Source organism: Flavobacteriales bacterium, from assembly GCA_016713875.1.
Taxonomy (GTDB): Bacteria; Bacteroidota; Bacteroidia; order Flavobacteriales_F; family PHOS-HE28; genus PHOS-HE28.
Map to the genome: position 1 here is coordinate 177,623 of JADJOI010000003.1, position 25,982 is coordinate 203,604.

Annotated in this window: 30 protein-coding genes; 14 read left to right on the plus strand and 16 right to left on the minus strand. The window is 66.1% G+C overall.

The window, feature by feature from the left end; translation table 11 throughout:
* Entirely contained in the window at positions 1–882 is an 882-nt protein-coding gene (locus IPJ87_02220; GenBank protein MBK7940688.1) for an SDR family oxidoreductase, read from the plus strand.
* Positions 883–941: 59 nt separating this feature from the next.
* The gene (locus tag IPJ87_02225) at positions 942–1,406 is read left to right on the plus strand and encodes a hypothetical protein (protein ID MBK7940689.1); all 465 of its coding nucleotides are present in this window, start codon (positions 942–944) and stop codon (positions 1,404–1,406) included.
* A 9-nt stretch (positions 1,407–1,415) separates the two neighbouring features.
* Here the strand turns inward: IPJ87_02225 and IPJ87_02230 are convergent, their stop codons facing one another.
* On the minus strand, positions 1,416–2,261 hold the full coding sequence (locus IPJ87_02230; protein ID MBK7940690.1) for a hypothetical protein: 846 nt from the start codon (positions 2,259–2,261) through the stop codon (positions 1,416–1,418).
* A 160-nt stretch (positions 2,262–2,421) separates the two neighbouring features.
* On the opposite strand from IPJ87_02230, the gene IPJ87_02235 reads away from it, so the two are divergent.
* Positions 2,422–3,219 carry a hypothetical protein gene (locus tag IPJ87_02235; GenBank protein ID MBK7940691.1) on the plus strand — a complete coding sequence of 266 codons (798 nt, stop codon included), beginning with the start codon at positions 2,422–2,424 and terminating at the stop codon, positions 3,217–3,219.
* A 2-nt stretch (positions 3,220–3,221) separates the two neighbouring features.
* On the opposite strand, the gene IPJ87_02240 is transcribed toward IPJ87_02235, so the two are convergent.
* Complete coding sequence (locus tag IPJ87_02240; protein ID MBK7940692.1) at positions 3,222–3,605, minus strand: DUF1987 domain-containing protein; 384 nt, start codon at positions 3,603–3,605, stop codon at positions 3,222–3,224.
* 86 nt (positions 3,606–3,691) lie between these two features.
* On the opposite strand from IPJ87_02240, the gene IPJ87_02245 reads away from it, so the two are divergent.
* From IPJ87_02245 to IPJ87_02255, 3 genes are read left to right on the plus strand one after another with little or no spacing between them, the layout of a single operon-like run.
* Complete coding sequence (locus IPJ87_02245; GenBank protein MBK7940693.1) at positions 3,692–4,486, plus strand: universal stress protein; 795 nt, start codon at positions 3,692–3,694, stop codon at positions 4,484–4,486.
* A gap of 53 nt (positions 4,487–4,539) precedes the next feature.
* Entirely contained in the window at positions 4,540–4,923 is a 384-nt protein-coding gene (locus IPJ87_02250) for a DUF1883 domain-containing protein (protein MBK7940694.1), read from the plus strand.
* A 44-nt stretch (positions 4,924–4,967) separates the two neighbouring features.
* Positions 4,968–5,678, plus strand: coding sequence for a hypothetical protein (locus tag IPJ87_02255; GenBank protein ID MBK7940695.1), 711 nt, complete (start codon positions 4,968–4,970; stop codon positions 5,676–5,678).
* A 41-nt stretch (positions 5,679–5,719) separates the two neighbouring features.
* Here the strand turns inward: IPJ87_02255 and IPJ87_02260 are convergent, their stop codons facing one another.
* From IPJ87_02260 to fahA, 9 genes are all read right to left on the minus strand, one after another.
* Complete coding sequence (locus IPJ87_02260; protein ID MBK7940696.1) at positions 5,720–5,932, minus strand: hypothetical protein; 213 nt, start codon at positions 5,930–5,932, stop codon at positions 5,720–5,722.
* A gap of 120 nt (positions 5,933–6,052) precedes the next feature.
* Positions 6,053–6,496 (minus strand): Hsp20/alpha crystallin family protein, encoded by a 444-nt coding sequence (locus IPJ87_02265; GenBank protein MBK7940697.1) that lies wholly within the window; start codon positions 6,494–6,496, stop codon positions 6,053–6,055.
* Positions 6,497–6,610: 114 nt separating this feature from the next.
* The gene (locus IPJ87_02270; protein MBK7940698.1) at positions 6,611–7,357 is read right to left on the minus strand and encodes a hypothetical protein; all 747 of its coding nucleotides are present in this window, start codon (positions 7,355–7,357) and stop codon (positions 6,611–6,613) included.
* 20 nt (positions 7,358–7,377) lie between these two features.
* Positions 7,378–8,685, minus strand: coding sequence for an rRNA cytosine-C5-methylase (locus IPJ87_02275; protein ID MBK7940699.1), 1,308 nt, complete (start codon positions 8,683–8,685; stop codon positions 7,378–7,380).
* A 6-nt stretch (positions 8,686–8,691) separates the two neighbouring features.
* Positions 8,692–9,960 carry an adenylosuccinate synthase gene (locus IPJ87_02280; GenBank protein MBK7940700.1) on the minus strand — a complete coding sequence of 423 codons (1,269 nt, stop codon included), beginning with the start codon at positions 9,958–9,960 and terminating at the stop codon, positions 8,692–8,694.
* Positions 9,960–10,319 (minus strand): STAS domain-containing protein, encoded by a 360-nt coding sequence (locus tag IPJ87_02285; GenBank protein MBK7940701.1) that lies wholly within the window; start codon positions 10,317–10,319, stop codon positions 9,960–9,962. Before IPJ87_02285 ends, IPJ87_02280 begins: the two co-directional genes overlap by 1 nt.
* Entirely contained in the window at positions 10,316–10,777 is a 462-nt protein-coding gene (locus IPJ87_02290) for a transcriptional repressor (GenBank protein ID MBK7940702.1), read from the minus strand. Before IPJ87_02290 ends, IPJ87_02285 begins: the two co-directional genes overlap by 4 nt.
* A gap of 30 nt (positions 10,778–10,807) precedes the next feature.
* Positions 10,808–13,045: a bifunctional (p)ppGpp synthetase/guanosine-3',5'-bis(diphosphate) 3'-pyrophosphohydrolase gene (locus IPJ87_02295; GenBank protein MBK7940703.1), complete on the minus strand. Its 2,238-nt coding sequence runs from the start codon at positions 13,043–13,045 to the stop codon at positions 10,808–10,810.
* Between the two features lie 9 nt (positions 13,046–13,054).
* Positions 13,055–14,338 carry a fumarylacetoacetase gene (gene fahA / locus IPJ87_02300; GenBank protein MBK7940704.1) on the minus strand — a complete coding sequence of 428 codons (1,284 nt, stop codon included), beginning with the start codon at positions 14,336–14,338 and terminating at the stop codon, positions 13,055–13,057.
* A gap of 41 nt (positions 14,339–14,379) precedes the next feature.
* Here fahA and IPJ87_02305 point away from each other — a divergent pair, with 41 nt between their 5' ends.
* The 3 genes from IPJ87_02305 to IPJ87_02315 all read left to right on the plus strand — a co-directional run bounded on the left by IPJ87_02305 (position 14,380) and on the right by IPJ87_02315 (position 16,495).
* Entirely contained in the window at positions 14,380–14,865 is a 486-nt protein-coding gene (locus tag IPJ87_02305) for a hypothetical protein (GenBank protein MBK7940705.1), read from the plus strand.
* Positions 14,862–15,716 carry an HTTM domain-containing protein gene (locus IPJ87_02310; protein ID MBK7940706.1) on the plus strand — a complete coding sequence of 285 codons (855 nt, stop codon included), beginning with the start codon at positions 14,862–14,864 and terminating at the stop codon, positions 15,714–15,716. The genes IPJ87_02305 and IPJ87_02310 overlap by 4 nt, the downstream gene beginning before the upstream one ends.
* A gap of 65 nt (positions 15,717–15,781) precedes the next feature.
* Complete coding sequence (locus tag IPJ87_02315) at positions 15,782–16,495, plus strand: YdcF family protein (protein ID MBK7940707.1); 714 nt, start codon at positions 15,782–15,784, stop codon at positions 16,493–16,495.
* Here IPJ87_02315 and IPJ87_02320 read toward each other — a convergent pair.
* Genes IPJ87_02320 through IPJ87_02340 form a run of 5 tightly spaced genes read right to left on the minus strand, consistent with a single transcriptional unit; the run spans position 16,492 to position 20,346 of the window.
* Entirely contained in the window at positions 16,492–17,787 is a 1,296-nt protein-coding gene (locus IPJ87_02320; GenBank protein ID MBK7940708.1) for a hypothetical protein, read from the minus strand. The genes IPJ87_02315 and IPJ87_02320 overlap by 4 nt on opposite strands.
* A 7-nt stretch (positions 17,788–17,794) precedes the next feature.
* Positions 17,795–19,066, minus strand: coding sequence for a serine hydroxymethyltransferase (locus tag IPJ87_02325; GenBank protein ID MBK7940709.1), 1,272 nt, complete (start codon positions 19,064–19,066; stop codon positions 17,795–17,797).
* Between the two features lie 45 nt (positions 19,067–19,111).
* The gene (locus IPJ87_02330) at positions 19,112–19,570 is read right to left on the minus strand and encodes a hypothetical protein (protein MBK7940710.1); all 459 of its coding nucleotides are present in this window, start codon (positions 19,568–19,570) and stop codon (positions 19,112–19,114) included.
* Positions 19,567–20,097 carry an archaeosortase/exosortase family protein gene (locus IPJ87_02335; protein ID MBK7940711.1) on the minus strand — a complete coding sequence of 177 codons (531 nt, stop codon included), beginning with the start codon at positions 20,095–20,097 and terminating at the stop codon, positions 19,567–19,569. Before IPJ87_02335 ends, IPJ87_02330 begins: the two co-directional genes overlap by 4 nt.
* 36 nt (positions 20,098–20,133) lie before the next feature.
* The gene (locus IPJ87_02340; GenBank protein MBK7940712.1) at positions 20,134–20,346 is read right to left on the minus strand and encodes a hypothetical protein; all 213 of its coding nucleotides are present in this window, start codon (positions 20,344–20,346) and stop codon (positions 20,134–20,136) included.
* Positions 20,347–20,510: 164 nt separating this feature from the next.
* On the opposite strand from IPJ87_02340, the gene IPJ87_02345 reads away from it, so the two are divergent.
* Genes IPJ87_02345 through IPJ87_02365 form a run of 5 tightly spaced genes read left to right on the plus strand, consistent with a single transcriptional unit; the run spans position 20,511 to position 25,955 of the window.
* Positions 20,511–21,668 carry a hypothetical protein gene (locus IPJ87_02345; GenBank protein MBK7940713.1) on the plus strand — a complete coding sequence of 386 codons (1,158 nt, stop codon included), beginning with the start codon at positions 20,511–20,513 and terminating at the stop codon, positions 21,666–21,668.
* The gene (locus tag IPJ87_02350) at positions 21,647–22,987 is read left to right on the plus strand and encodes a polysaccharide biosynthesis tyrosine autokinase (GenBank protein MBK7940714.1); all 1,341 of its coding nucleotides are present in this window, start codon (positions 21,647–21,649) and stop codon (positions 22,985–22,987) included. The genes IPJ87_02345 and IPJ87_02350 overlap by 22 nt, the downstream gene beginning before the upstream one ends.
* A gap of 9 nt (positions 22,988–22,996) precedes the next feature.
* Positions 22,997–23,875 (plus strand): ABC transporter permease, encoded by an 879-nt coding sequence (locus IPJ87_02355; protein MBK7940715.1) that lies wholly within the window; start codon positions 22,997–22,999, stop codon positions 23,873–23,875.
* 2 nt (positions 23,876–23,877) lie between these two features.
* Positions 23,878–25,155 (plus strand): ABC transporter ATP-binding protein, encoded by a 1,278-nt coding sequence (locus IPJ87_02360; GenBank protein MBK7940716.1) that lies wholly within the window; start codon positions 23,878–23,880, stop codon positions 25,153–25,155.
* Positions 25,152–25,955 carry a sulfotransferase gene (locus IPJ87_02365; protein ID MBK7940717.1) on the plus strand — a complete coding sequence of 268 codons (804 nt, stop codon included), beginning with the start codon at positions 25,152–25,154 and terminating at the stop codon, positions 25,953–25,955. The genes IPJ87_02360 and IPJ87_02365 overlap by 4 nt, the downstream gene beginning before the upstream one ends.
* Positions 25,956–25,982: the final 27 nt, after the last annotated feature.

Genomic DNA, 25,982 nt, shown 5'->3' on the forward strand with positions numbered 1-25,982 from the left:
ATGAGCACGATCGAAAGCATGATGCGGCCCGATGCCCTGCGCGGACGGGTCATCGTCGTCACCGGCGGAGGCACCGGCCTGGGCCTTGGCATGGCGCGCACCTTCTTGGCTCTCGGTGCGCAGGTGGTGATCACCAGCCGCAAGCAGGATGTGCTGGACGCGACGGCGGCCGAGCTGATCCAGGAGACCGGGGGCGAGGTGCTGGCCGTGGCGTGCGACGTACGCAAGTACCTGGAGGTGGAGCAGCTACTGGACCGCACACTGCAACGCTTCGGCCGCGTGGACGCACTGGTGAACAACGCGGCGGGCAACTTCATCAGCCCCACCGAGCGGCTCAGCAGCAAGGCCTTCGAGGTCATCATCGACATCGTGCTGATGGGTTCGGTGAACTGCACGCTCGCCTTCGGGAAACACTGGATCGCCAAGGGCGAGCGTGACAAGGCGGTGCTGAACATCACCACCACGTACGCCTGGACCGGCAGCGGCTATGTGGTGCCAAGTGCCTGCGCCAAGGCCGGCGTGCTGGCCCTCACCCGGTCGCTGGCCGTGGAGTGGGCGCGTCATGGCATCCGCAGCAACGCCATCGCCCCTGGGCCCTTCCCCACGAAGGGCGCCTGGAGCCGATTGCTGCCCGGCGAGATGATGGAGCGCTTCGACCTGGCCAAGCGTGTGCCCCTCGGCCGGGTGGGCGAGCACCGCGAACTCGCCGACCTGGCGGCCTACCTGGTATCGCCTTGGTCCGGCTATGTCAACGGCGAGGTCGTCACCATCGACGGCGGCGAGTGGTTGAAAGGCGCGGGGCAGTTCAGCCAGCTGGACCAGGTGGAGCCCGGCATGTGGGACGCGATCGAACAAATGGTGCGCGGCGTGCGGGGTAGTTGACCGCAATGCCGAACGTGGCTGGACGGGTGCTGCCTACTTTCGTGGGAAACTCACCGGCCATGCGCTTAAGCCCTGCTCTGTCCGCCCTGTTGCTCCTCGCTGTGCCGGTCGTGCTGCGTGCGCAGGAGCCGGCATCGTTCACTCCCGAGGAGCGCGCGGCCATGACCGCCCGCCGCATCGCGGCGGCGATCGGCCTCGATGAACGGGCCACCGAAAAGGCCACCGGGCTGCTGATCGACGGCGAACATCAGGTGGCCGAGCTGCGGGCCCGGATGGACGAGACCCAGCGGGAGATCGACGCACGACTGATCCCTTACTTCGAGCAGCTCGCGGTCACCCTGGAACCGGATCAGGCGGCCAGGTTGGAGGCGCTTCGCGCCAGCGGGGCCCTCAGCGGATGCTGCCTGGAAGGGAAGGTGCAGGGCTCCGGCTCCAAAAGAGCCGGCAGCAGCACTGCGGAACCGCCGACCCGAGGACCTGCCGCACCGAACAAGGCGGCGAAGGCCACCGGCGGCGCCAAATAGATCACGACTTCAGTCCGCCATCACCACCAGGTACTTCGAGGCGCTCCAGAACGCCTGCGGGTCGGTGATGACCAACTTCTCCACCTCCCCTTCGAAACGGTAGCTGCCCTGCGGGTGTGTGGTGAGCAGGCGTGCCTTTTTCGATGCAATGGGCAGCTCCAGCGTCTGGGTGATGTCGATCTGCTTGAAGTGCCCGTCGCCCAAGGCGTCGGCGTTCAGCTTCTTGGTGGCGCCGATGCCGGCCAGGCCGCCTTCCTTCGTCACGATGCCCTTCTCCTTCAGCTCCTTCGCCGTGCCGATGACGTAGTGCGCGGTGTTCAGCTCGTTGCGCTGCATGTTGGCCTGCTGTTCCTTGTCGCGATACATCTCCATCAGGGTCGCGAGCGAACTGTTGGCGCTGGCCAGCTGCTCCTTGAGGCCACCGATCTCGGCGTCCTTCTCGGCCACGGTCCGCTCGAGCTCCTCCACGGTGCGCTGTAGCGCGGCGATGGCACCGGCGTTGGCCTTGGTTTCCTTGCGCAGCTTGGCGATCAGGGCTTTGTTCTCGCTCAGCAACTCGTCGATCTGCTGCAGGTCACCCAGGATACGCTGCTCCATGTCCTGGCTGGGCTCACCTTCCACCTTGACCCCACCGATCATGCCCTGTTTCTCGCGGATGGTGCGCAGGTTCTCGCTGATCCGGTTGAACGATCCGAACAGGACGTTCAGCGAGCTGTCGCGCTCGGCGAGCGCAGCGTCCACGGTGGCCTTTTCGGTGGACAGGCCTTTGTATTGCTCGCTTTGGGTGGGGTCGTCCTTGCAGGCGCTCAACAGGCCGAAGGCGGACAGGACGATGGCGGTGCTCCAGCGGTTCATCGGGGTGGGGATGGGCCCGAAAGGTAGAACGCGCCCGGTTCAAGGACCTGGGGGAACGATGGCCCGCAGCATGGCGTACAAGGTCCATCAACGGAGGGCTGTTGGAGGCCGGATGGGCCGCCTGCTCGAAGCAAGGCCGTTGAGCGCTAGGTTGCACCCGATGTTCGTCACCCGCTGGCTGCTCTGGTCCCTGGTCCTCACCGGGGTCGGCGCGTTGACCCCTTCGTTCGCGGCCGCACAGGAGCGTGGTCTGTCCGACGGATTCAGCCGGTTATCGGCCAGGGAGCGTTCACGGCTGGCCCGGGAGGAGAGCGAAGCGTCAGTGAAGGACACGGCCTTCCAGGCGACCATGGCGCGGGCGGAGGTCCATTTCCAGGCGCGGCGCTATGAGGCAGCCATGGCGGACTACGAGCGGGCACGCGGCCTGCGGCCGCTCAATGTGTATCCGCCGGTGAAGATCGACGACCTGCGGGTGCTCATCGCCAAGCGGGATGCGGCCTTCGCGCAGGCCAAGGCGGACAGTGCGGCGCGCTCCGCCCCCTCTCCCGTGCCGTCGATGGTCCCGGCCCCGGAGCTCGCGCTGGACGAACGACCGGTCCTGGAACAAGCCCCCGCACGAGCTCTGGAGCCCGAGATGACCGTCACCGCGGAGCCCTCCGACCCGGAGCCGGTCCCTCCGGCCCCGAGCGTGCCACCCCCGACCCGTCCTGTACCCGGACCCGTGGTGCGCTCGGCCGGCCAGGCGCCGGAGCCAACGGAGCCGGTCGCCCGCGAGCCCGGCATCCAAGAGGAGCAGTTCAAGGAAGGCAATGCCGTCGTGCTCCAACGCACGGTGACAACGGCCACCGAGGTCCACGTCTACCGGAAGGTCACACATCCATGGGGCCGCACCTTCCATTTCCTGGACGGGCTGCCCGTGGATGAGCGCGTATGGACCGATCGGTTCGGGGACAAGTAGGTTCAGGACCTGCGCTGCACCAGGCGCACCGGCATGTCCAGCAGACCACGGTAGTCCTCGCCCACCTCCCGCATGTCCAGGTCGTCCGACCGATAGCCCCATTCCACCGAAGCTGAGGTGCGCCCGGTGGCATGCCCGTCGTCCACGATGCGCAGGAGGTCCAGCAGGTATTTTGCGGAACTGGAATTGAAGTACTCCAGCTCGACGCGGACGACCGTGTGTCGCTGGGGGGCGTCGAGGTAGGAGCGGAGCTGATCGAAGATGGGCCGGAAGAACTTATCCGCATTCTCGTGGATGGAGGAGCCGCTGAGCTCCAGCACGCCACGTGCGGGGTCGAGGAGCACCCGGGGGGTCTTGGCCGTGGCCGCCAGCTCGAACCGCTCCATCACTCGGCGAAAGTAAACGGCGGAACGTCGCGGTCAAGATCAGCGGCCGATCATTACCTTTTGCCGCGAGCGGAAAACGGAATGCCATGAAGACCATCCTTGTTCCCTACGATTTCTCGGACTGCGCGACCGATGCCCTGCGTGTGGCCGCCAAGCTGGCCCGGCTGTCCGGAGCGTGCATCGATATCGTGCACATGTACGAGCAGATGACGGACTTCCATACGGAGAACCAGCGTTTACGCGACGAGATCGAGGCGAAGCTCGACAAGCTCCCGCAGCTACCGTTCCTGGAGGGCCTTGAACTGAAGAAGTTCATGCTGCGGCAGATGTCCATCACGGAAATGTTCAAGAACGACAACCTGGCCCACGTGGACCTGGTGGTGATGGGCTCCCACGGCGCGCGGGGCATCCGCGGGCTGGTGGGCTCCAACACGCAGCGCATCGTCCGCATCGCACCCATGCCCGTCCTGGTCATCAAGCATCACCTCGAGGACTTCGCCGTGAACGACGTGGTGTACGCGAGCACCTTCACCGAGGCGGACAACGCCAAGTTCGAGGCGTTCCTGCCCCTCCTCCGTCTGTTCGACGCACGGATCCACCTGCTGAAGGTGAACACGCCGAAGGCCTTCGAGCGCAGCGAGGATTCCACCCGGGCGATGGACGCCTTCCTCCAGCGTCACGAGCTGGGAAAGTACACGGCCACCATCTACAACGACCTCAGCATCGAGGAGGGGATCCTGAACTTCTCGCGCGGCATCGACACGGACCTGATCGCCATGGCCACCCATGGTCGCACGGGCTTCTTCCATGTGGTGAACGGCAGCCTCACGGAGGACATCGTCAACCACACCTCGTACCCGGTGCTCAGTATCAAGCTCTAAGGGTGCTTGACGTGTGAACGCCGCCTATATTTACGCCGATCATCGAGCCGCGCATGCAGTACCTGTACAAACAGTTCCAGGCCAAGAAGAAGGAGATCATCGAGGTGGAGATCGACCGGCCGACCAAGGTGCGGTTCATGACCGCGGTGGAGTATAAGCGGTATAAGAACTGCCGCAGCTTCACCTATTACGGAGGGACCTTTGATAGCTCTCCGGTACGCTTCGTCATCCCGCATGACGCGGTGTGGTACGTGGTGGTGGAGAAAGGGAGCCGCTACAGCCCGGTGCGTGTGCAGGCCCAGTGCCGTATGCTGCAACCCGACCGACAGGTGCTCTCCAGCGTGGCGCTGGACGCACCGGCCCATGTGCGCGATGCCGAGGACCGCGCTGCGCTGATGGAGGCCGAGGTGCCCGAGGAGGGTCGCGCGGAGGAGTGAACCGCCCGTCGTTCGGAAGCGTTGGATGAGCAGAACCTGACGCCGTGGACCTTCGAGAGGATCGTGAACGGTTGGAGCGCATCCTGCTGGGCCAGGAGGCCCTGGTGAACGAGGTGCGCACGTGGCTGGATGAGGAGGATACCGCTGACGCCATGGTGGAAGCGGCGATCCGCAGTTCCGGTGATGATCGCATGAACACACTGCGCGGGCTGTCGCCTGCGCGCATCTTCGGCCGCGGGGCTATCCGTGACCTTTGCGTGCGGTACCGCCTGCGGTTCTTACCGAGCGCCTTGTACAAGGCGGAGATCCCTCGCCAGGCCCTTGGCGCCGTGCGAGCCCTTGAGGCCGGTACTGGTCAGGTGCTTCGGGGTTACCACATCCTGGCCCCGGCGAGCCGGTTCCGGCTCTGCGATGCGGATGCCGATCCCCTGCTCTTCGTGCGCATCGGTCCCGACCGGTATTACCTGATCCACCGATGGGGCTCGGACCTTTCGCCCTGGCGCGCCATGGTGCATTGGCCGCTCCGGACCCCGCTTCACCTGGGGGTGACCGTGGTCATCGCGGCCTTGATGCTCGCTGCGGCGATCCCGACCGGATGGATCACCCGCGTCCCGATGGCAGGGTGGTGGTGCGCCCATCGGCTGCTGTTCGTCTTCTGGTCCACCGTGGTGGTCGCGGCGTTCACGGTGCAGGCCTGGTTCGCCTTCTTCGGCCGGTTCAGCCGCGAGGCGTGGAACAGCCGCACGTTCAACTGAGGTCCGGAACGCGGCTCAGTGTCCCCACGACCGTACCGGGCTCATGAACGGCGCACCGGGACGGTGATCCGTTCCTCTTGGGGCAGTTTGCAGACACAGGCCGACCGGAACCACTGCTTCAGTTGCTCGCGCTCCTCCGGTACCAGGCGTCGAAAGGCCTTGCGCAGCTCCTTGCGGAACACCCGGGCATCCGCCAGGCTGATCTTGTCCAGCAGTTCCTGATAGTAGTCGAGGAGCGTCTTCTGGCTGCGCATGGTGCGTGTGGGCCCCTTGGATCCGGGCCGCTCAGTGCTGTACGCATGGTCCGGACCCAGGGTTTCGGAAAGGCGAAAGGGCGCTGTGTGGGCGCCCCTCCGCCATCGACCGGTCACGGTTCAGTCCACGGCGATCTCCTTGGCCTTCGGCTTGGTGGCCTCCACCTTCGGGATCGAGAGGTGCAGGATCCCATCAGTGTACTCGGCCTTGATCCGGTCCGCGTTCGCGCTTTCGGGAAGGCGGAAGCTGCGTGAGAAGGAGCTGAAGTGGAACTCACGACGTGTGAACCGGTCACCATCCTTGTGTTCTTCGTTCTTCTTTTCAGCGCTCACCGTGAGCACATTGTCCTCGACGTTCACCTTGAGGTCCTCCTTTTTGTAGCTGGGGGCCATCACCTCCAGCTTGAACTCCGCATCACGCTCGATGATGTTCACGCTCGGAAGCGCTTGACGGGGCTCGTCCTGCCCGAAGATGCTGTTCATGTCGCGGCCGAAGAACTCGTTCACCAGCGTATTGAACGGGCTCACGTAGCTGGCTTTGGGGCGGTACTTCACGATGGTCATGACGGTATCGGTGTTGAGTGTGGTTGTGTGCGCAACGCACCGGACAACCGGTATGCCGACCCGCAGAACAGGACATTTCGGCCGCTGGTCGCGGTCGAACGTGTCAAGATGTCCTTATTGAGGGAGGAAGAGGAAAGTGATCGTGCCGATCTGTTCCTCCAGAGCGGTGGCGGATCGGTCGAAGCGGGCTTCGCCGGCGTAGGCCATGGCGTACGCCACCATGCACTCCTCGTTGACGGTGGTGGCCTCCTTGTCCAAGGAGGTCCGCCGGATGGTGCCACTGCGGTCCACGTAGATCCGCACGACCACGCGCCCGCTCCCGGTGCACAGGTAGGCGGGCACCTCGAGCACCTCAGGCCGACGCCCCTTGAGGTCGTAGGAGACGGTGGCGGGCCCCTCTACGCGTGCTGGGGGCTGTTCCTTGGGCAGGTAGCGGTCCTTGTCCCACTGGCTGGGGTCCAGCTCGGGCACCACCACCTCCTTGCCGGCCGCCCGCCGTTCCTCGGCCAGCCGCTCGAACTCGCTCTGCTCCATGGCGCGCAGGTCGTTCTCCAGCCGTTCGGCCGTTCGCTCGCTCACCGTGGGCATCGCCTGGGCCGCACGCAGTTGCGCGTTCAGGTCGCTGACCGCATTGGTCACCTGCATGGGGGGCAGGGGCTTGCCGGTCTCGATGGCCTGCAACAGGGCCTCGGCCACCGCGGCATCCATCACATCCACCCGCATCTCGTTGCTGCGCTCCGGATCGGGCCCTGAACCCAGCCGTGAGACGGCCAAGGCGAAGACCACGGCGGTGTGAAGCACCAGCGTACCGATGATGCCGTACTTGTGACGGTCGAAGCGGTCCAGGATGAGGTCCAACATGCGACGTCGATGACCGCAAGTTAAACGCCGTTCCGCCGCGTGCGGATGCGCCAGCCTGCTGGATGGCGGTTGTTCCATCGGTTGCCTGCGCCTTTGGCCCAGCCGAGGCCAAGGCCGGCGTGGCACATGAGGGCATGGCCCCGCGCCCCAGTGGAGGCGATGGCCTCACCCCGCAGGAACGCGAGCGCCCCATCGCGGTCCAGGTCCACTGTGGTGAAGGGAAGGACCGATCGCAGCAGGTCCACGGCTTCCGGGCAGCAGGCGGCCGCGGGATGTGGGGCCGTTCCTCCGGGGACCGCCATGGTCAGGGGCAGAGCGCCGCCGGACCGGTCGATGGCGGCGCGCAGCGCTGCCGTCACTGCGGCCCAGCCCGGAGGCCGGAGGAGGTGGCCGTCCGCCGAGCAGGGGCCCGCATCGGGCGGCGATGACGATCGGCCGGGTTTGCGCACCGCGGCGATGAAGAAGCCCTCGGCCCGGCAGCGATGGGGCATGCATGTCAGCCCCAGCTCACCCCGGACAGGGCCGCTGTCCAGCGGGTCGATCGTCAGCACCTCGGCCTCGTGCTGTTGCAGGAACCGATGAAGTTGCCCTTCGTCCTCCTCGTCGGCCCAGGTGCAGGTGCTGTAGATCAGCACGCCACCGGGGCGAAGGGCCCCCCAGGCGTGGTGCAACAGGCCGGCCTGCACCGCGCTGCATTGCCGCACCAGCTCGAGCGACCACTGTGCGCGGGCCACGGGCTCGCGGCGCATCAGGCCTTCACCGCTGCACGGAGCGTCCAGCAGCACCAGGTCGAAGTGCGGAAGGGTGCCGAAGGCCTCGGCGGGAAGCCGCGTGACGCAGGCGTTGGGCGATCCCCATTTCCACACGTTCTCCTGCAGCACGGCCTGCCGGCGCCCATCCAGCTCGTTGCAAACGACCACGGCGCCCGGACCCAGGAGGGACAGCAGATGGGTGCTCTTCCCCCCGGGGGCGGCGCACAGGTCGAGGGCGAGCGCGTCGGCGCCGATCAGGCCTGCGGCGGCCATCGCGCGCTCGATCAGCATGCTGCCCGCTTCCTGCACATAGTAGGCGCCGGCGTGCAGCAGGGGGTCCACGGTGAACAGCGGACGTTCGTCGAGGTAACGGCCCGTGGTGCACCAGGGCACGGGTTCGCCCGTGGGGCCGCCGGGTTTGAGGCGGTTGAGGCGGATGCTGGTGGACGGAGGGCGGTCGAGCGCGGCGAGCAGGGCGGGGGCTTCGTTCCCCAGGGTGGCCGAGAGGCGTTCGATGAGGCCGGTGGGCAGGGGCGGCATCGCGCCGACGTCCCTGGCCTTGCGCGGTCGCCGCATCGTTGTTCAGAGGACGGCCACGGCGCTCGGCCGTTCGATGGTCTGCCGGCGGTCCGGGCCGGTGGACACGATCCGTACGGGCACCTGCACGGCCTCCTCGATCCGCCGGATGTAGCGCTCGAGCGAGTCGGGAATGTCATTGCCCAGGGAACCCCAGCCGTCACAGTCGGCATACACCGGTTCGGCCTCCAGCAGATCGTAAGGCAAGCGGTCGGCGAGCGCACCGTTCACGCGGTAGTGCGTGCAGACGCGCACCTGGTCCAGGTCGCTCAGCACATCGGCCTTCATCATGGCCAGTTCGCTCACGCCATTGATCATCACCGCGTAGCGCAGGGCGGGCAGGTCGAGCCAGCCGCATCGGCGCGGCCGTCCCGTGGTGCTTCCGAACTCGTTGCCCGCCTTGCGGATGTGGTCGCCGGTATCGTCCGTGAGCTCCGTGGGGAAGGGCCCGCTGCCCACGCGGGTGCAGTAGGCCTTGAAGATGCCGATCACGCGGCCGATGCGCGAGGGCGGAACCCCCAGGCCGGTGCAGGCTCCGGCACAGATGGTGCTGCTGCTCGTGACGAAGGGATAGGTGCCGAAATCGATGTCGAGCAGGGTGCCTTGGGCCCCTTCCGCGAGCACCTCGCGGCCCTGGCGGAAGGCCTGGTCCAGGTAGTGCTCGCTGTCCACCAGCTGCATGGCGCGCAGGCGTTCCACGGCGTGCATCCAGCGCTCCTCGGCCTCGCGGTCGGGACCTGGTGCGCCGTAGAGGCCCAGCAGGCGTTCGTGCTTGCGCACCAGGCCGCGGTAGCGGTCGTGCAGGTCGCCGCGCTCAAGGTCGCCCACGCGAAGGCCGTTGCGGCCGGTCTTGTCCATGTAGGTGGGCCCGATGCCTTTGAGCGTGCTTCCGATCCGTTCCTTGCCCTTCTCGGCCTCGCTGGCGGCGTCGAGCGCGCGGTGCGTGGGCAGGATGAGGTGTGCTCGGCGCGAGATGGCCAGCCGGCCCTGAAGGTCCGCTCCGCTGGCCGCGATGCCATCGAGCTCCTGCAGGAAGATCACCGGGTCGATCACCACACCGTTGCCCACGAGGTTCATCACCCCGTCGTGGAACACACCGCTGGGCACGGTGTGGAGCACATGTTTGCGGCCTTCGATCCACAAGGTGTGGCCGGCGTTGGGGCCGCCCTGGAAGCGGGCCACCACCTGATACCGGGGGGCCACCACGTCCACCACTTTGCCCTTGCCTTCATCGCCCCACTGGGCGCCGAGCAGGACGTCCATCCGGGCGCCCATCACGCCTTGAGCTTGGCGAGGGCCTCGTCGACCCCACCGGTGATGGTGAAGACCGAGTCGAGCTTGGTGACCACGAAGAGCTGGCGCACGCTGGGGGAGAGGCCGGAGATGATGGCGTCACCGCCGGCATTGCGGGTCCTGGTGAGCACGTTGATGAGGATGTTCAGCCCGGTGCTGTTCATGTACTGCAGGTCGCTCATATCGAGCACCACGTTGTGTTGGCCCCCGGCCAGGCCCTCCTCCAGGGAGGAAAGGAGCCTGTCGGCCTGCTGCTGGTCCATCAGGCGGCCCTGGAGCTTGAAGATCGGACAGGTGTCCGTGGGATCGATCTGCAGGTCGAAGGTGGGGCGGTCGCTCATGGCGTTTCGGGCTTGGGACGGCAGTTGCGGCAGAGGCCGTAAAGATGCAATGCGTGGTGCTCCACCTGAAAGCCGGTGACCTCGGCGGCGGTGGCGCGGATGTGCTGGATGCGGGGGTCGCAGAACTCGGTGACGGTTCCGCAGGCGCGGCAGATCAGGTGGTCGTGCTGGCGGAAGGCGTGGCTGCGTTCGAACTGGGTCGGTGCTCCGGTGAAACGGTGGCGCCGGACCAGATCGCACTCCAACAGCAGTTCCATGGTATTGTACAGCGTGGCCCGGCTTACCTGGTAGCGCTTCTGCTTCATCCGAGCGAAGAGGCGTTCGATGTCGAAGTGCCCTTCCTGTTCATAGACCTCGGTGAGGATGGCGAAGCGCTCAGGGGTCTTGCGGTGCCCGTTGCGTTCCAGATACTCCGTGAAGATGGTGCGGACGCGGTCCTTCTGCTCGGCGGTGACCATCGGGGCGAAGGTACGCCACGCCCGGGAGCCTCAGTGGTCCACACGCTCCACCGAGCGCACCCCGTTCACGCGGCGCAGCTTCTCGATCAGCGACATCAGGTGGTCGGTGTCCTGCACGTAGGCCATCACCTTGCCTTCGAAGATGCCGTCGTTGCTCTCGAAGCTGATCGAGCGCATGTTCACGTTATGCTGATGGCTGATGATGGAGGTGATCTTGTTCACCAGGCCGACCTCGTCGATGCCGGAGAACCGCAGGCCCGCGAGGAACTCCACGCTGTCCTTGCCCTTCCACCGCGCCTTCACGATCCGGTAGGCGAAGTTGCTCATGAGCTGGACGGCGTTGGGGCAGTTCACGCGGTGGATCTTGATGCCCTCGCCCACGGTGATGAAGCCGAACACATCGTCGCCGGGGATGGGGTTGCAGCAGGGGCTCAGGCGATAGTCGAGCTTGTGCAGGTCATCCCCGATCACCAGGGCGCCGGAGGACTGACCGCGGATCTCGGCCACCACCTCCTCGAGGGCGCGCTCCTCCTCGCGGGCCACCGGCCGCGGGGGCAGGTTGAGGCGGCCGGCCTTCACGGCGGGCGTGCCCAGGGTGTCCAGGTCGACCCGGCCGCGTGCGATGCGGTAAAAGAGGTCGGTGGACGAGGTGGCGCGGAAGTGCTCGACAAGGGCGGCCACGTTGCGGTCGTCCACCTTGGCGCCCCAGCCACGGAGCTTGCGCTGGGCGGCCTCGCGGCCCACCACGGCCAGCTTGCGTTTCTGTTCGCGCAGCGCCTGCTTGATCTTGTGGCGGGCCCTGGCCGTCACCACGTAGGTGAGCCAGTCCTCCTTGGGCTGCTGTTTGCGCGAGGTGATGATCTCGATCTGGTCGCCACTGCGCAGCTTGTGGCTCAGCGGCACCAACTTATGGTTCACCTTGGCGCCGATGCACTGCCGACCCACATGGCTGTGGATGTCGAAGGCGAAGTCCAGCGCGGTGGCGCCGGCCGGCAGGTTGCGCATCTCGCCCTTCGGGGTGAACACGACGATCTCGTCGCTGAAGAGGTTCAGCTTGAAATCGTTCACGAAATCGATGGCGCTGGCCGTGGGGTCCTCAAGCACCTCGCGCACGCGGTTGAGCCAGGCGTCCAGCGCGCCGGCGTGCTCCTCGTCGTCCTTGTACCGGTAGTGCGCCGCCAGGCCCATCTCGGCGATCTCGTCCATCCGCTGGCTGCGGATCTGCACCTCCACCCACCGCCCTCCGGGGCTCATCACCGTGGTGTGCAGGCTCTCATATCCGTTGGCCTTCGGGGTGCTGATCCAATCACGCAACCGGTCGGGATTGGGCTGGTAGAAATCGGTGACGATGCTGTACACCTTCCAGCAATCGGCCTTCTCCAGCTCGTGCTTGGTGTCGATGATGATGCGGATGGCGAAGACGTCGTAGACCTCCTCGAAGGTCACGTTCTTCTTCAGCATCTTGTTGTAGATGCTGTGGATGCTCTTGGGCCGGCCCTTGATCTCGTAGGCGAAGCCTTCACGTTCGAGCGATTCGCGGATCGGCAGCATGAAGCGGCTGATGAAGCGTTTGCGCACGGCCTCCCCCTTCTTCAACCGCTGTTCGATGTCCGCGTACACGTCCGGCTCCTTGAACTTCAAGGCCAGGTCCTCCAGTTCGCTCTTGATGCTGTAAAGACCGAGGCGGTGGGCGAGGGGGGCATAGAGGAAAAGGGTCTCGCTGGCGATCTTGAGCTGCTTGTCCCGCGCCATGCCCTCCAGGGTGCGCATGTTGTGCAGGCGGTCGGCGAGCTTGATGAGGATCACGCGCACGTCCTGCGCCAGGGTCAACAGCACCTTGCGGAAGTTCTCGGCCTGGATGCTGTCGGTGCCGAACTGCAGTCCGCTGATCTTGGTGAGGCCGTCGATGATGGCGGACACCGTGGGCCCGAAGAGGTCGCGGACGTCCTCCAGGGTGATGTCGGTGTCCTCCACCGTGTCGTGCAGGAGGGCGCAGACCACGCTGGTGGTGCCCAGGCCGATCTCCTCGGCGCAGATGCGGGCCACGGCGAGCGGGTGGTAGATGTAGGGCTCGCCGCTCTTGCGCCGCTGGTCCTTGTGGGCCTCGAGGGCGATGTTGAAGGCCTTGCGGATCAGCCGCGTGTCCTCCGGGGTGCGATCACCGCGGATGCTGCGCAGCAGCCCGCGATAGCGGTAGAGGATCTCGTCCTTCTCACGCGCGCTGTCCACGCCCGGCAGGCCCGGGGCCTTCGCCTTCGCTCCGTCCATGGCTGTGCCCTAAAGGTAGGGGAGCGCCGGCAGTACCGTGCCGCGTACCTCGCCGAAGCCCACGCGCACTGCACCGTGGCCGGCATGCCCGCGCATCACCAGCGTGTCGCCATCCTCCAGGAAGCGCCGCTCCGTGCCATCGTGCATCTTCAGCGGCCTGGTGCCCTTCCAGGTGAGCTCCAGCAGGCTGCCGTAGCTCTCGGGGGCCTCGCCGCTGATGGTGCCGCTGGCCATCAGGTCGCCGCAGCGCACGTTGCACCCGTTCACCGTATGATGGGCCAGTTGCTGGGCCATGCTCCAGTACTGGTGCTTGAAGTTGGTCCGGCTGATCACCGTCTCGCGGCCGTCGGCCGTGGCGATGGCGGCCTCCAGCGCGATGTCGAAGTGGTGGGGGCCCTTCTGGCGCAGGTAGGGCAGCACCGGCGGGTCCTGTTCCGGCGAAGCGGTACGGAAAGGCTCCAGCGCGTCCAGCAGCACCACCCACGGGCTGACGCTGCTGCCGAAGTTCTTGCCCAGGAAGGGCCCGAGGGGCACGTACTCCCAGGCCTGGATGTCCCGCGCGCTCCAATCGTTGAAGAGCACCAGGCCCAGGATGCGGTCCTCCGCCTCGGCCGTGGCGATGCGCTCGCCCAACGCCTTGCCATCGAAAGTGATGAAGGCCACCTCGAGCTCCATGTCCAGCTGGCGGGTGGCCCCGAACACCGGTGGGGCATCGGGTGCGGTCTTGTACTGGCCCATGGGGCGGCGTACGGGCGTGCCGCTCACCACGATGCTGCTGGCACGGCCGTGGTACCCCACCGGCAGATGGAGCCAATTGGGCAGCAGGGCATTGGCCGGGTCGCGGAACATGCAGCCCACATTGTAAGCGTGCTGCCGGCTGCTGTAGAAGTCCGTATAGTCGCCCACCGCAACGGGCAGGTGCATCACCACTTGGTCGGCCGCCACCAGCGCGGCATCGCGCAGGGCGTTGTCATCACGCAGCACCGGGTTGTCATGGCGCAGCAGTTCGCTGAGGCGCTGGCGCAGGGCGCGCACGCCTGTCTTTCCGCCGGCCATCAAAGGGTTCAGGGCGGGGGCGTCGAAGGCCTCGCGGGCGATGCCCAGGCCGTTGAGCAGGCCGGCCTCGGCCAGCACGCTGAGGTCCAACGCCCGGTCGCCGATGCGGGTCAGGGGCACCGCGGCCACGCTGTTCCACGCGCCCACGCCCAGAGGCAGGTTCTGGATGGGGAAGTCGCTGCCCTCAGGCACGGGCACCCAGGAGCGCAGGGCGGGATCGTTGGCGGGGATGGTCATCGGGGACAAAGGTGGCACGCGGTCGCCATCTTCATGCCGCCATGTCGCGCCTGCTCCGCCTGCTCCCCGCGGCCCTCCTCACGGTGCACATCCTGCTCGTGGTGGGCTACACGGCGCCGGGCCGCTGGGTGCCGCCGTTGTGGCGGGCCTGGTCGGTGGCCTTGGTGCGCCCCCTGTTCCACCAGCGCTGGGACCTTTTCGCGCCCGATCCGCCGCGCTGCGCATGCACCCTGGAGGTGAAGCGGGGCCGTGGCGACTGGACCGCTGTGGAAGCGGATGGGCCGGTGGCGCGGCGCATGCCCCATCATCTGCTGGCCTACCTGGGCGGAGGAGAGCCCCTCCCGGACACGCTTGTGGTGCCGGACCATTGGGTGCCTGCATTGCGGTCCTTGCTGAATGAGCTGCCCAGGGCAGGCGGGCCGGTGGCTTTCCGCACCGCGCAGCAGTGCATGGACGATCCGGCCCGGCCCGGGGAACGCAGGGTCCGGTATGTCCAACTCATTCTTACAATGCCCATCGCGCGATGAATCGGTCCACCATCCGGCTGTTCCAACGCGCCTTGTACCTCTGGCTCGCGGGCTACGTGCTGTCCGCCCTGCCCGAGGCGGATCGGATGTGGCAACACCCGGTGTCGCCGGTCACGCAAGGGGCATGGATCGCTGACCTCGTGGCCGCTCTGCCGGGCTCGGACCGGTGGGCGGGGCTGCCCGCGGCGCTGCTCCTGCTCGGGATGGCCGCGTACGGGCTGTGGCGCGAACCGCCCCGATGGATGGCCCTGACGATGGTCGTCCTCTACACCGCCCTTTTGCATCGCTCCTGGCTGGCGGCCACCGGTGGTCATTGGTTGATGGCGAACGTGCTGTTGTGGAACGTGGCGTTGCGGGCGCGACCATCCGCACCGGCCGAGGCTCGCCTCGCGCACCTGGGCTTCTTGGCCATTCGCCTTCAGCTCTGCCTGGCCTACGTCATGTCAGGGCTGAACAAGCTGGCGGGCACCTGCTGGCTCGACGGAACCGCCCTGCTGCGGGTGGCCGGTGATGAGGCCTATGATCCACGTGCGCTCCTGCATCATCCTGCGGTCGCGGCCACCCTCGGGCACGGGGTGCTCGTGCTGTTGCTCATGCTGCCTATCGCCCTGTGGGTGCCATCCCTTCGGCGCACCGCGCTCATCACTGCCCTGCTGTTCCATCTGGTGAGCGGCTTCTGGTTCCACATCCCGGACATGGCCCTGGCCTTCTGCGCCGTGCTCATATGCTGGACCTCTCAGGGCGAAGCCCAGGCGGTCGAGCGTGCGACCACCCGATGCAAGGCCCTTGTGTTCAGACGGTTGGACGACGTGCGGGCCGGGTCGGGGATTATTTGTTCAATGAACAAATAGAAAAAGTTAAACAATATGCGAACTTGTGGCTTCGGAACGTGTTTGATGAGGACAACACCGGACCCATGAACCTCCATTCCCTTCTTCCGACCGTCGGGGCCCTGGCCCTGGTGGCCTCGTTGTCCTCTTGTGCCATGACGAACAAGGGCCAGGCGCGCCTGTACCAAAAGGCCGAACTGTCCGCCCCGTACGACGCGGTGGTGGTGCCGGGTGTGCCGTTCGAGGGCGGCCAATGGCAGGACATCATGAAGATGCGCGTGCACTGGGCGGTGAAGCTGTATGAGCGCGGGCTCACCCGGAACATCATCTTTTCCGGTTCGGCGGTCTACACCCCGTACGTGGAGGCCACCATCATGGGGCTGTATGCCGAGCAACTGGGGGTGCCACGGGAGAACATTTTCCTGGAGACCCGGGCCGAACACAGCACCGAGAACCTCTTCAACAGCTATATGCTGGCTCGCGACCGCGGCATGAAGCGCATTGCACTGGCCTCCGATCCCTTCCAGTCCTGGATGTTGCGCGGCCTGGCCAAGCGGATGGAACGCCAATTGGGCGCGGACATCGACATGCTGCCGGTGGTGTTCAAGGACCTCTTCAGCGGCAGCCTTTCCACGCCGGCCATCGACCCCGCTCCGGCCTACGTGCAAGAGTTCGTGTCCCTGCCGGAGCGAGAGAACTTCTTCAAGCGCTTCCTGGGAACCAGTGGCAACAACCTGGATTGGGACCGCGCCCGTGCTGACGCGGCGCGCAACGGCGACCGGGTGGAGCTGATGGACTAAGGCCTGGGAGCCTGCTTCAGCCCTTCCACCACCGCCTCGGCCATGGCGTCGGCGATCCGGAGGTAGCCAGGTGTGGTGAAGTGGCAGCACTGGTCGCTGTACATGGCACGCGGCTCGGTGCGGAAAAGTCCGGTGAGGTCGTGAAAGTCCACACCTGAGGCCTTCAGCCGGGCGCCCCGGTCGATCAGCAGAGGATAGCCTTGTTCCACGGCATCGCGGTAGCAGAAGGGGCCTTCGACCAGGGCCACTGTAGCCTCCTTGGGACCGATGGGTTTGGATCCAGGTACGTATTGGTTGGGTTGAAGGAAGTGGAAGTACGCAGCGCCGTGCGCTTCGGCCAGGGCCTTTACCTGCGTGGAGCTGCGCATCCACAGGTCGGCCTGTTCGGCGCGGTAGGCGGCGGTGTCGGTAACGGTGCGCACCGGACCGGTCACCTGCAGATCCGCACCCTCGTTCTCCATGGTGGTGCGCAGCCGCTGTTCCAGTTCGGTGAGCTCGGCGGCATCGCGCTGGTCGCGGGTGCGCCAGAGGAGGAGGGCGATGTTGCTGTGGCGCAATCGCGAGCCGGCCAGTCGCTGCCGTCGTTCATCACGGCGCTCGCTGATGGCCAGCCGTTGGGCCAGGATCCGCTGCACCTTGGGGTCGAGCCGCTTGCGGGCATACATGTTCCAGTGCCGCGGGTAGTTGGGGTGGATGCCGAAGGGCAGGTTGTCGCACACCGGAAGCACGATGTCGTTGAAGCCGTCGAGCGTGAGCACGAGGTCGACATGGGCACCTTGGGCCAGGAACCAGCTGAGGGCTTGGAGCGGCTGGGGCTGCTTGTAGCCGCCCAGGGCGAGCACCGCCACCCGGAAGGCCTTGCCGCGGTAGGCCGGCACGCGCTGCAGGCCGCGCAGCAAACGTTCCTCTGCGAAGGTGTGCAGGCCCATGGCCACCGATCCGCCGAGCAGCACCACGTTCACGGTGTCGGGAGCGCCGGGATGCAACGGGTCCGCGCCGGGCAGGCCGAAACGGTTGCGGTCGTTGAGGGGCACACTGACATAACCGAGGTATGGATGCAGGTAGTGATCGCCGAGGTATTCCTCGGCGGGGCGCTCGGCCTGTGCGGTATCCACGGATACTTCGGTCCCGAGGACCTCGAGGGTGGCGGCGCGGTCGTAGGGTCGGCCGATCAGCAGACCGAGCAGCCAAGGGCTGGCCTCGGCGGCGGCGAGGGTGAACAGCAGCGCGAGCAGGATGGCCCGCCAGTGCGAGCGACGGTCGCGGCGGGAACGACGGCGTCGGCTGCCCATGGGGCCATCAGGTGAAAAGGGGCCGCAGGCGCATCATGCCGTTCACCTGGAAGCGGATGCGGTCCAGCTCGGCGTCGTCGTTGCGGTGGGTGAGCGCCGCGTCGATCAGGTGCACGATCTGCCGGCATTCGGCCTCCTTCAGCCCCCGGGTGGTGATGGCCGGCGCGCCGATGCGGATGCCGCTGGTGACGAAAGGGCTCTGCGTGTCGAAGGGCACCATGTTCTTGTTCACCGTGATGTCCACGCGGCCCAAGGCCTGTTCGGCCTCCTTGCCGGTGACCCCCATGTTGCGAAGGTCGATCAGCATGCAGTGATTGTCGGTGCCACCGCTCACCACATCATAGCCCTTCTCCACCAGACCTTCGGCCAGGGTGCGGGCATTCGCGATCACCTGCCGGCCGTAGTCCACGAAGGCGGGCGAAAGGGCTTCGCCGAAGGCGATGGCCTTGGCAGCGATGACGTGTTCCAGCGGGCCGCCCTGCGTGCCGGGAAATACGGCACCGTCCAGCACGCTGCTCAGGCTGCGCACCTCGCCTTTGGGGGTCTTCGCGCCCCAGGGATTGTCGCCATCGCGGCCGGCCATGATCAAGCCTCCCCGCGGACCGCGCAGGGTCTTGTGTGTGGTGGTGGTCACCACATGGCAGTGCGGCAGGGGATCGTTGAGCAGCCGGGCGGCGATGAGGCCCGCGGGGTGGCTGACGTCGGCCATCAATGCGGCGCCCACCTCGTCGGCGATGACGCGGAAGGTGGCGTAGTCCCAATCGCGGCTGTAGGCGCTGGCCCCGCAGATGATCAGCTTCGGACGCTCGCGCTGTGCGGTCTCTCGGACCACGTTCATGTCCACCCGCCCGGTGGCCTTATCCACCCCGTAGAAGGTGGCGCGGTAGAGCTTGCCACTGAAGTTGACCGGGCTGCCGTGCGTGAGGTGACCGCCATGGCTGAGGTCGAAACCCAGGATGGTGTCGCCCGGCTTGAGGGCGGCGAGCATCACCGCGGCATTGGCCTGGGCCCCGCTGTGGGGCTGCACGTTGGCCCATGCGGCCCCGAAGAGGCGCTTGGCGCGGTCGATGGCCAGTTGTTCCACCTCGTCCACATGCTCACAGCCACCATAGTAGCGGCGACCGGGCAGTCCTTCCGCGTATTTGTTGGTGAGCACGGAGCCCATCGCCTCCATCACCTGGTCGCTCACGTAGTTCTCGCTGGCGATCAGTTCCAGGCCCTTGGTCTGGCGCCATTTCTCCTTGTCGATGATGCCGAAGACCTGCTGATCGCGCTCCATGGTGGAAGAAGGTGAGCGGCGAAGATAGCCGGGGACGCCACCCGTTCAGGAGGGGGTGCGCTGGGCAGGCGGCAGCACCAAAAGCAGGATGAGCAGGAGCACGGGGTATTGCAGGGCGTGCAGCAGCTTCACGGCCACGGCTTCCAGCGGCGGAAGTACCGTGGCGCCCATGTGCAGCAGCAGGGCCAGGGCGGCGGCCATGGCGGTGCCGATCACCAGCGTGCGGCGGTGGTGGTGATGGCCGGTGAGCACACGCGCCAGCAGCACGGCCATCAAGAGCATGAGCGCCACGTAGGCGGCGGCGAGGATCCACTTCAGCAGGGTAAGGTCGCTCAGGTCCGCCCCGGTGGTCCATTGCTGGAAGAGCGAGTGGGCGTAGGAATACGGAGTGCCGCGCTGCAGGTGGTCGAGCTGGTAGTTGAGGTTGAGGAAGAGGAACTCACGCACGGCGCCGAGCAGCACGGCCACAACGAGGATGCAGGAGGCGATGAGCCGGCGTTTCATGGTGCCGGCGCGGCGGCACCGGTCCGCGCGAACCGCTTCACCCAGAGGAACCACAGGAGGAAGACCCAGCCGTACACGACCACATAGAAGGTGTAGTCGTGGTTGAAGTTGAGCAGTTCATAGTCGATGCTGACCACGATGCAGAGGGCGGCGATCCGCACCACATTGATGAGGTGGATGGAGAGCAGGCCGAGCGGGATGAACCAGAGCTTGTGTCGCCAGGGCCCGGGGTAGGTGAACAGGAAAAGCGCGAACACGGCGAAGAGGCTCACCCCGTTGCAAGGGTCGCCGATCCACAACAGGTGGCCGCCCTGCACCCCGACCGTGCGGATCATCTCGGCATTCGGGGGTTCGGGCAGCAGGGTGTACCCCAGTGCGGTGAGCAGGGCACCGCTCAAGCGGATGAGGTTGTCGATCACCGCGCGGTCGAGCACACCCCATGGGTGGATCATAAGCTCATACAGGAGGTACCAGCCCAGGAACAGTGCGCCTGCGGTGGTGAGGAAGCGGACGAGCGGGTCGCGCAATGCGGAAGGGGACGGTGCCGAGGCCCCGCCCATGGATCACTTGCTGGGGCGCGCGCGGCGGATTGAGATCGCCGTGCGACCGCCGATGATGGCGCCAGCGGCCATGAGCAGGCCGATGCCTCCGTCGATGGGGATGCAGGGCGGAGGCCAGCAGGGGGGCGGACCTCCCACGGGAGGCTGCGCCCAAAGGCCGCCGGCCAAAGGCAGCAGGACCAGCACAAGGACCGCTGCGAAACGGTGGAAGAGCATCCTCGACAAGGCTTTCGGTAGGGTTGGCGAAGGTACGGATCCCGAGCGGCTCGGTTCCAGTGGGCGAAGATGAACATTTATGAACGATCGGCAAACCGTCCCCTGCGATCGCCCGAAAGCGCAAGGTGCATGGGCTTCGGCCGCGCCGTGTATCTTTGGCGCCCTTGCTCCGGGACAGGGTCCGCACCGTGGTGCGCCCGCGCCGGAGCCCGTTGCAAGCGATGGCCACCCCGGGAAGTCAGGCGAAAGGCGGCATCATCGACGTCAACGACCTCCGGTATTTCGTCCGGATCTTCTCCAAGAACTGGTACTTCGTGGTGGTGGCCCTGGTGCTGTCCGCCGCGCTGAGCTACCTGTACTCCTACAAGATCCCCGAGGTGCACGGCGCCAGCGCGCAGATCCTTCTGAAGGACCGCGAGGTGTACAACTACCAGACCCAGGTCTACCAGAACATCGGCTATGTCGCCGCCTATAGCGACATCGTCAACCAGAAGCGGGTGCTCACCTCGTACGACCTGGTGGACAAGGCGCTGAGCAAGCTCGACTTCGACATCTCCTATTACATCATCGGCCGGTTCAAGGTATCGCAGGTGTACGGCTCCCTGCCCTTCACGGTGAAGATCGACCTGCTGAACCCCAAGTACTACCAGCGGCCGTTCGACCTGCGGGTGGTGGATGCTGACCACTACGAACTGAGCTACGATGGGGGCACCGGTATCGTGTCCAAGGTGTATGCGTTCGGGCTGGACGTGATGGAGAACGACTTCCTGCTGCGTGTGGACAAGAGCGAACAGCTGGCGGCAGGGAGTTTCGAGAAGGTGACGGCGAGCGACTACCAGTTCGTGCGGCACAGCCGGCCCTGGCTGGTGAACAAGTACAAGAGCGGCATGGTGGTGGAGAACCTGGACTACACCACCATCCTGCAGGTCACCGTGGAGGACGAGATCCCCGCACGGGCCAAGATGTTCCTGGACACGCTGAGCCGCGAATACATCAACTACACGCTGCAAAGCGAGTTCGACATCAACCAGAACACGCTCAACTACATCGACAAGCAGCTGGACGAGGTGACGGTGATCCTGAACCAGTTCGAGGACGAGCTCCAGCGCTACAAGGAGAGCCGGAACATCCTCGACCTGAGCCGCGAGGAGGACCGCTACTTCAACGAGCTCGTGCGCTTCGACAATGAGCGACGCAAGCTGGAGCTGATGATCCAGTCGCTGAACGACCTGGAGGACTATGTGGTGAACATCGGCGACGAAAGCTGCTGCCGCCCTCCTTCTATATCCTGGAGGACGATGTGTTCCTGCGCAACACATTGAGCGAGCTGTACGCGATGCAGATGAACCGCAACAGCATGCTGTTCGACGCCACGCCGGAGAACCTGAGCGTGAACCGGCTGGACAGCACGATCATGCTGAACCGCGGCAACCTGCTGGTGTACGTGAAGAACTCACGCAAGGCCATCGAGGCGAAGATCCGTGACGTGCAGGCGCAGATGGACGACTACGAGCGGCTGATCCGCACGGTGCCCCTGAGCCAGCGCGACATCCTGAACATCGAACGGCGGCTACAGGTGAACGAGAAGCTCTACCTCTTCCTGCTGGAGAAACGGGCCAACACGGTGATCGCGCGTGCGGGCATCGTGCCGCAGACCAAGGTGATCGAACTGGCACGGTCGATCGGGGTGGTGCGGCCGGACAAGGTGAAGATCCTGTACGCGTTCATGGTCGGCGGCATCGTGATCTCGCTCGTGATCGTGTTCATCCGGGTGATGTTCTACGACCGGATCGAGAACGCCGACCAGCTGAAGGCCATGGTGCACATGCCGGTCTTCGGCGAGATCATCGCCAGCGACAAGGCCGAGGAGAACTACGTGGTGGTGGACAGCGACCCCAAGAGCGCCATCACCGAGAGCTTCCGCACGGTGCGCACGAACCTCGAGTACCTGCCCGGTCCACAGGGGACGGGCCGCGTGGTGCTGGTCACCAGCTACAGGCCCAACGAAGGCAAGACCTTCTGCAGCGTGAACCTGAGCGCCATCCTGGCCAAGGCCGGGAAACGCGTGATGCTCCTCGAGCTTGACCTGCACAAGCCCAAGGTGGGCAAGGGGCTCAACATGACCAGTACGCAGGGCTTGAGCAACCTCCTGGTGGGCCACGTGGAGCCGGCGGCGGTGGTGCAGCCCACGCAGATCGAGAACTTCCACGTGATCCTCAGTGGTCCCACCCCGCCCAATGCGTCGGAACTGGTGCTGAGCCGCCACTTGGAGGAACTGTTCCGGTACGGCCGCCAGCATTACGACTATGTGATCATTGACACCCCGCCGGTCGGCCTCATCACCGACGCCCTCGTGATGATGAAGCATGTGGACGCCACCTTGTTCGTGGTGAACACGCGCTTCGCCAACAAGGACCACCTCACCAGCGCGATGGAGGTGATCCAGAGCAACCCGGTGCGCAACTTCGGCTTTATCCTCAATGGTGTGCGGATGAAGAAGAGCAAGTACTACTACAACACCAACTACGGCTACGGCTACCGCTACGCGTACGGTTATGGCAGCGGCTATGGCTATGGGTATGGCTATGGCCGCCGCAAGCGCGGCAAGGACGCCAAGGACGGAGCCGATACCGAGGCCTGACCCCGGCTGATGAGCGCCCCGACCGCCACGCACCAGGTTCCTCCCGCGGGTTATACCACCGTGATCGGCCCGCGGCGCCCACTGCTGGCGATCGACCTGCGCGAGCTCTGGCACTACCGCGACCTGGTGCTGCTCTTCACGCGGCGCGACATCGTGACGGTCTATGCGCAGACCGTGCTGGGCCCGCTGTGGGTGGTGCTCCAGCCCCTCATCACCACGTTCACCTTCGCGCTGGTCTTCGGCAAAGCCGCCGGGCTGGCCCCACCGGACCTGCCCGGTCCGCTCTTCTATATGTCGGGGCTCGTGCCCTGGGCCTTCTTCAGCGGGCAGATCACCAAGACCTCGCGCACGCTGGTGGGCGGCGCCCATGTGATGACCAAGGTCTACTTCCCCAGGTTGGTGATGCCCATCAGCATGACGTTGAGCAACGGATTCACCTTCCTCATCCAGTTCGCGGCGCTGTGCGTGATGATCGCGGTCTACGCCTGGACGGGGCCGTTCACCTGGTCGGCCGACACGCAGCTGCTGGGCCTTCCGGTGCTGGCGCTGATCATGGGAGCGCTCGGCCTGGGCACGGGCATCCTCATCTCCGCAGCCACCACCAAGTACCGCGACCTGAGCTTTCTGGTGGGCTTCGGTGTGCAGCTCCTCATGTACGCCAGCCCGGTGATCCTGCCGCTCAGCCGCCTGCAGAAGTTCCCGGCTCTGCTGCGCGTGTTCGAGCTGAACCCGATGACCGCAGTGATCGAGGCGTTCCGCGCCATGCTGTTCGGCGGTGCGGTGCCCTGGGACGGCCTGTTGTACTCCGCCACGGTGGCCGTCGTGATGCTGCTGGCGGGGGTGATGACGTTCAACAAGGTGGAGCGCTCCTTCGCCGACATCGTGTGAGCATGGGCCCGGTGGTGATCGAGGTGGAGGGTTTGGGCAAGAGCTACCGGTTGGGCAGCATCGGCAGCGGCACCATCGCTGACGAGCTCCGGCGCGGTTGGGCCCGGTTGCGCGGTCGCACCGACCCCGATGCGCCCGTGGACGCCGCTTCGCCCGGGAGGGCACAGGGAAAGGTGTTCCATGCGTTGAGCGATGTGTCGTTCCGGCTGCGCGAGGGCGAGGTCCTCGGCATCATCGGCCGCAACGGCGCCGGGAAGAGCACGCTGCTCAAGCTGCTGTCGCGCATCACCGCCCCGAGCGGGGGCTTCATCCGCATGAAGGGCCGTGTGGCCAGCCTGCTGGAGGTGGGCACGGGCTTCCATCCCGACCTCACCGGCCGGGAGAACATCTACCTGAACGGCGCCATCCTGGGCATGCACCGGCGCGAGATCGACACCAAGCTCGCGGAGATCATCGCCTTCAGCGGCATCGAGCACCACATCGACACACCGGTGAAGCGCTACAGCTCGGGCATGAAGGTGCGGCTGGGCTTCGCAGTGGCCGCGCATCTGGAACCGGAGATCCTCATCGTGGACGAGGTGCTCGCCGTGGGCGATGCGGAGTTCCAGCGCAAGTGCCTGGGCAAGATGAAGGACGTGAGCACCAGCGGCCGCACCATCCTGTTCGTGAGCCACAACATGACGGCGGTGCTGAGCCTGTGCACCCGGGTGGTATGGATCGACGGGGGGCGCGTGGCGGCCGACGGTCCGCCGGAGGACGTGATGGCCGCCTACCTGGGCTCCTACGCGCAGGGCGGCGACGAGGTGGGCTGGGTCCCGGGCGAAGGCCCCGGCACCGACCTGGTGCGCCTCACCCACGCCGCGGTGGTGCCGCAGGAGGCGGGAGCCCCGCTCACCATGCGCAGCGCCTTCACCATCCGCATCGGTCTGGAGAACCGCAGGGTGCACGACGACGACCTCAACATCGGCCTCCGCGTGGTGAACGACCACGACCTGGTGCTCTTCGCCAGCACGCAGGCCGACACCGGCACGGACCGGCCGCCGGTGCCACATGGGCGCTTCGAGGTGGACTGCCTCATCCCCGGCGACCTGATGAATGAAGGCAGCTACCACGTGATGGTCAGCGCGTTCCGCGGGGCGAAGCTGCATTTCATGACCGAGCGGGTCCTGAGCTTCACGGTGCATGCCGGCGAACGGCGCGGGGCTTGGTTCGGCAGGCAGGCCGGTCTGGTGCGGCCCCGGTTGAACTGGACCATCCAGGCTGCGGACCACCGGGGATGAGCGGCCTGTTCCACACGGTGAAACGGCTCGTGGAGCCGCTGCGGCCCCGGCTGATGCCCTCCATCGTGATCGTGGGCGCGCAGAAGGCGGGCACCTCGGCGCTGTACAGCATGCTGGTGCGCCACCCCCGCGTGATCGCCCCGGTGGAGAAGGAGCTCACCTTCTTCGGCAACGACAACACCTACGCGCTGGGCATGGGGCATTACCGGCGGATGCTGCCGGTGCGGCCGTTGCGCGGCGCGGGATGGACCACCCTGGACGCCACGCCGAACTACCTCTACCGCCCCCCGGCGGCCGAACGCATCCGACGCCACCTGCCCGATGCGGTGATCGTGGCCGTATTGCGCGACCCGGTGAAGCGTGCTCGGTCGGACTGGAACATGTTCCATCAGTTCAAGGGGCACCCGCGTTATGCCCATTTGTACGACCCGCGGACCTTCGCCGAGGCCATGGCCGCCGAACTGGCCGCCCCGCCGCCCTTCGGTTACCTGGCCCGGGGGCACTACGGTCCGCAGGTGGAGCGGTACTTCCAGCACTTCGGTCGTGAGCGGGTGCTCGTGTTCGGCTATCCGCAGCTGAAGGTCTCGCCGGAGAGCGTGTTGGAACGGATCGCCGCGGCGGCCGGGCTGGATGTGGCGCTCTTTCCGGACCGGCTGCGCGAGGTGAAGGCCAATGTGCGGGCGTACAGCGGGCCGGTGGACACGGAGCTCGAGGAGCGGCTCAGGGCGTACTACGCACCGCACATGCAGCGCTTGGATGAAGTGCTGGGTGTGCACCTCGACCTGCGGGAGGAGCGTTGACCGGCGCGGGTCCCATGCGCGGGGCTT

Bases quoted from the DNA above. Each gene is read 5' to 3' on its own strand.
- IPJ87_02290 (MBK7940702.1), bottom strand. From the start codon at position 10,777: ATGGTCACCGCCGAGCAGAAGGACCGCGTCCGCACCATCTTCACGGAG.
- IPJ87_02245 (MBK7940693.1), top strand. From the start codon at position 3,692: ATGAAGACCATCCTTGTTCCCTACGATTTCTCGGACTGCGCGACCGAT.
- IPJ87_02320 (MBK7940708.1), bottom strand. From the start codon at position 17,787: ATGGGCAGCCGACGCCGTCGTTCCCGCCGCGACCGTCGCTCGCACTGG.
- fahA (MBK7940704.1), bottom strand. From the start codon at position 14,338: ATGACCATCCCCGCCAACGATCCCGCCCTGCGCTCCTGGGTGCCCGTG.
- IPJ87_02265 (MBK7940697.1), bottom strand. From the start codon at position 6,496: ATGACCATCGTGAAGTACCGCCCCAAAGCCAGCTACGTGAGCCCGTTC.
- IPJ87_02355 (MBK7940715.1), top strand. From the start codon at position 22,997: ATGAGCGCCCCGACCGCCACGCACCAGGTTCCTCCCGCGGGTTATACC.
- IPJ87_02225 (MBK7940689.1), top strand. From the start codon at position 942: ATGCGCTTAAGCCCTGCTCTGTCCGCCCTGTTGCTCCTCGCTGTGCCG.
- IPJ87_02310 (MBK7940706.1), top strand. From the start codon at position 14,862: ATGAATCGGTCCACCATCCGGCTGTTCCAACGCGCCTTGTACCTCTGG.
- IPJ87_02295 (MBK7940703.1), bottom strand. From the start codon at position 13,045: ATGGACGGAGCGAAGGCGAAGGCCCCGGGCCTGCCGGGCGTGGACAGC.
- IPJ87_02285 (MBK7940701.1), bottom strand. From the start codon at position 10,319: ATGAGCGACCGCCCCACCTTCGACCTGCAGATCGATCCCACGGACACC.
- IPJ87_02260 (MBK7940696.1), bottom strand. From the start codon at position 5,932: ATGCGCAGCCAGAAGACGCTCCTCGACTACTATCAGGAACTGCTGGAC.
- IPJ87_02330 (MBK7940710.1), bottom strand. From the start codon at position 19,570: ATGAAACGCCGGCTCATCGCCTCCTGCATCCTCGTTGTGGCCGTGCTG.
- IPJ87_02230 (MBK7940690.1), bottom strand. From the start codon at position 2,261: ATGAACCGCTGGAGCACCGCCATCGTCCTGTCCGCCTTCGGCCTGTTG.
- IPJ87_02220 (MBK7940688.1), top strand. From the start codon at position 1: ATGAGCACGATCGAAAGCATGATGCGGCCCGATGCCCTGCGCGGACGG.
- IPJ87_02235 (MBK7940691.1), top strand. From the start codon at position 2,422: ATGTTCGTCACCCGCTGGCTGCTCTGGTCCCTGGTCCTCACCGGGGTC.
- IPJ87_02240 (MBK7940692.1), bottom strand. From the start codon at position 3,605: ATGGAGCGGTTCGAGCTGGCGGCCACGGCCAAGACCCCCCGGGTGCTC.
- IPJ87_02325 (MBK7940709.1), bottom strand. From the start codon at position 19,066: ATGGAGCGCGATCAGCAGGTCTTCGGCATCATCGACAAGGAGAAATGG.
- IPJ87_02270 (MBK7940698.1), bottom strand. From the start codon at position 7,357: ATGTTGGACCTCATCCTGGACCGCTTCGACCGTCACAAGTACGGCATC.
- IPJ87_02340 (MBK7940712.1), bottom strand. From the start codon at position 20,346: ATGCTCTTCCACCGTTTCGCAGCGGTCCTTGTGCTGGTCCTGCTGCCT.
- IPJ87_02275 (MBK7940699.1), bottom strand. From the start codon at position 8,685: ATGCGGCGACCGCGCAAGGCCAGGGACGTCGGCGCGATGCCGCCCCTG.
- IPJ87_02280 (MBK7940700.1), bottom strand. From the start codon at position 9,960: ATGGGCGCCCGGATGGACGTCCTGCTCGGCGCCCAGTGGGGCGATGAA.
- IPJ87_02250 (MBK7940694.1), top strand. From the start codon at position 4,540: ATGCAGTACCTGTACAAACAGTTCCAGGCCAAGAAGAAGGAGATCATC.
- IPJ87_02360 (MBK7940716.1), top strand. From the start codon at position 23,878: ATGGGCCCGGTGGTGATCGAGGTGGAGGGTTTGGGCAAGAGCTACCGG.
- IPJ87_02305 (MBK7940705.1), top strand. From the start codon at position 14,380: ATGTCGCGCCTGCTCCGCCTGCTCCCCGCGGCCCTCCTCACGGTGCAC.
- IPJ87_02315 (MBK7940707.1), top strand. From the start codon at position 15,782: ATGAACCTCCATTCCCTTCTTCCGACCGTCGGGGCCCTGGCCCTGGTG.
- IPJ87_02365 (MBK7940717.1), top strand. From the start codon at position 25,152: ATGAGCGGCCTGTTCCACACGGTGAAACGGCTCGTGGAGCCGCTGCGG.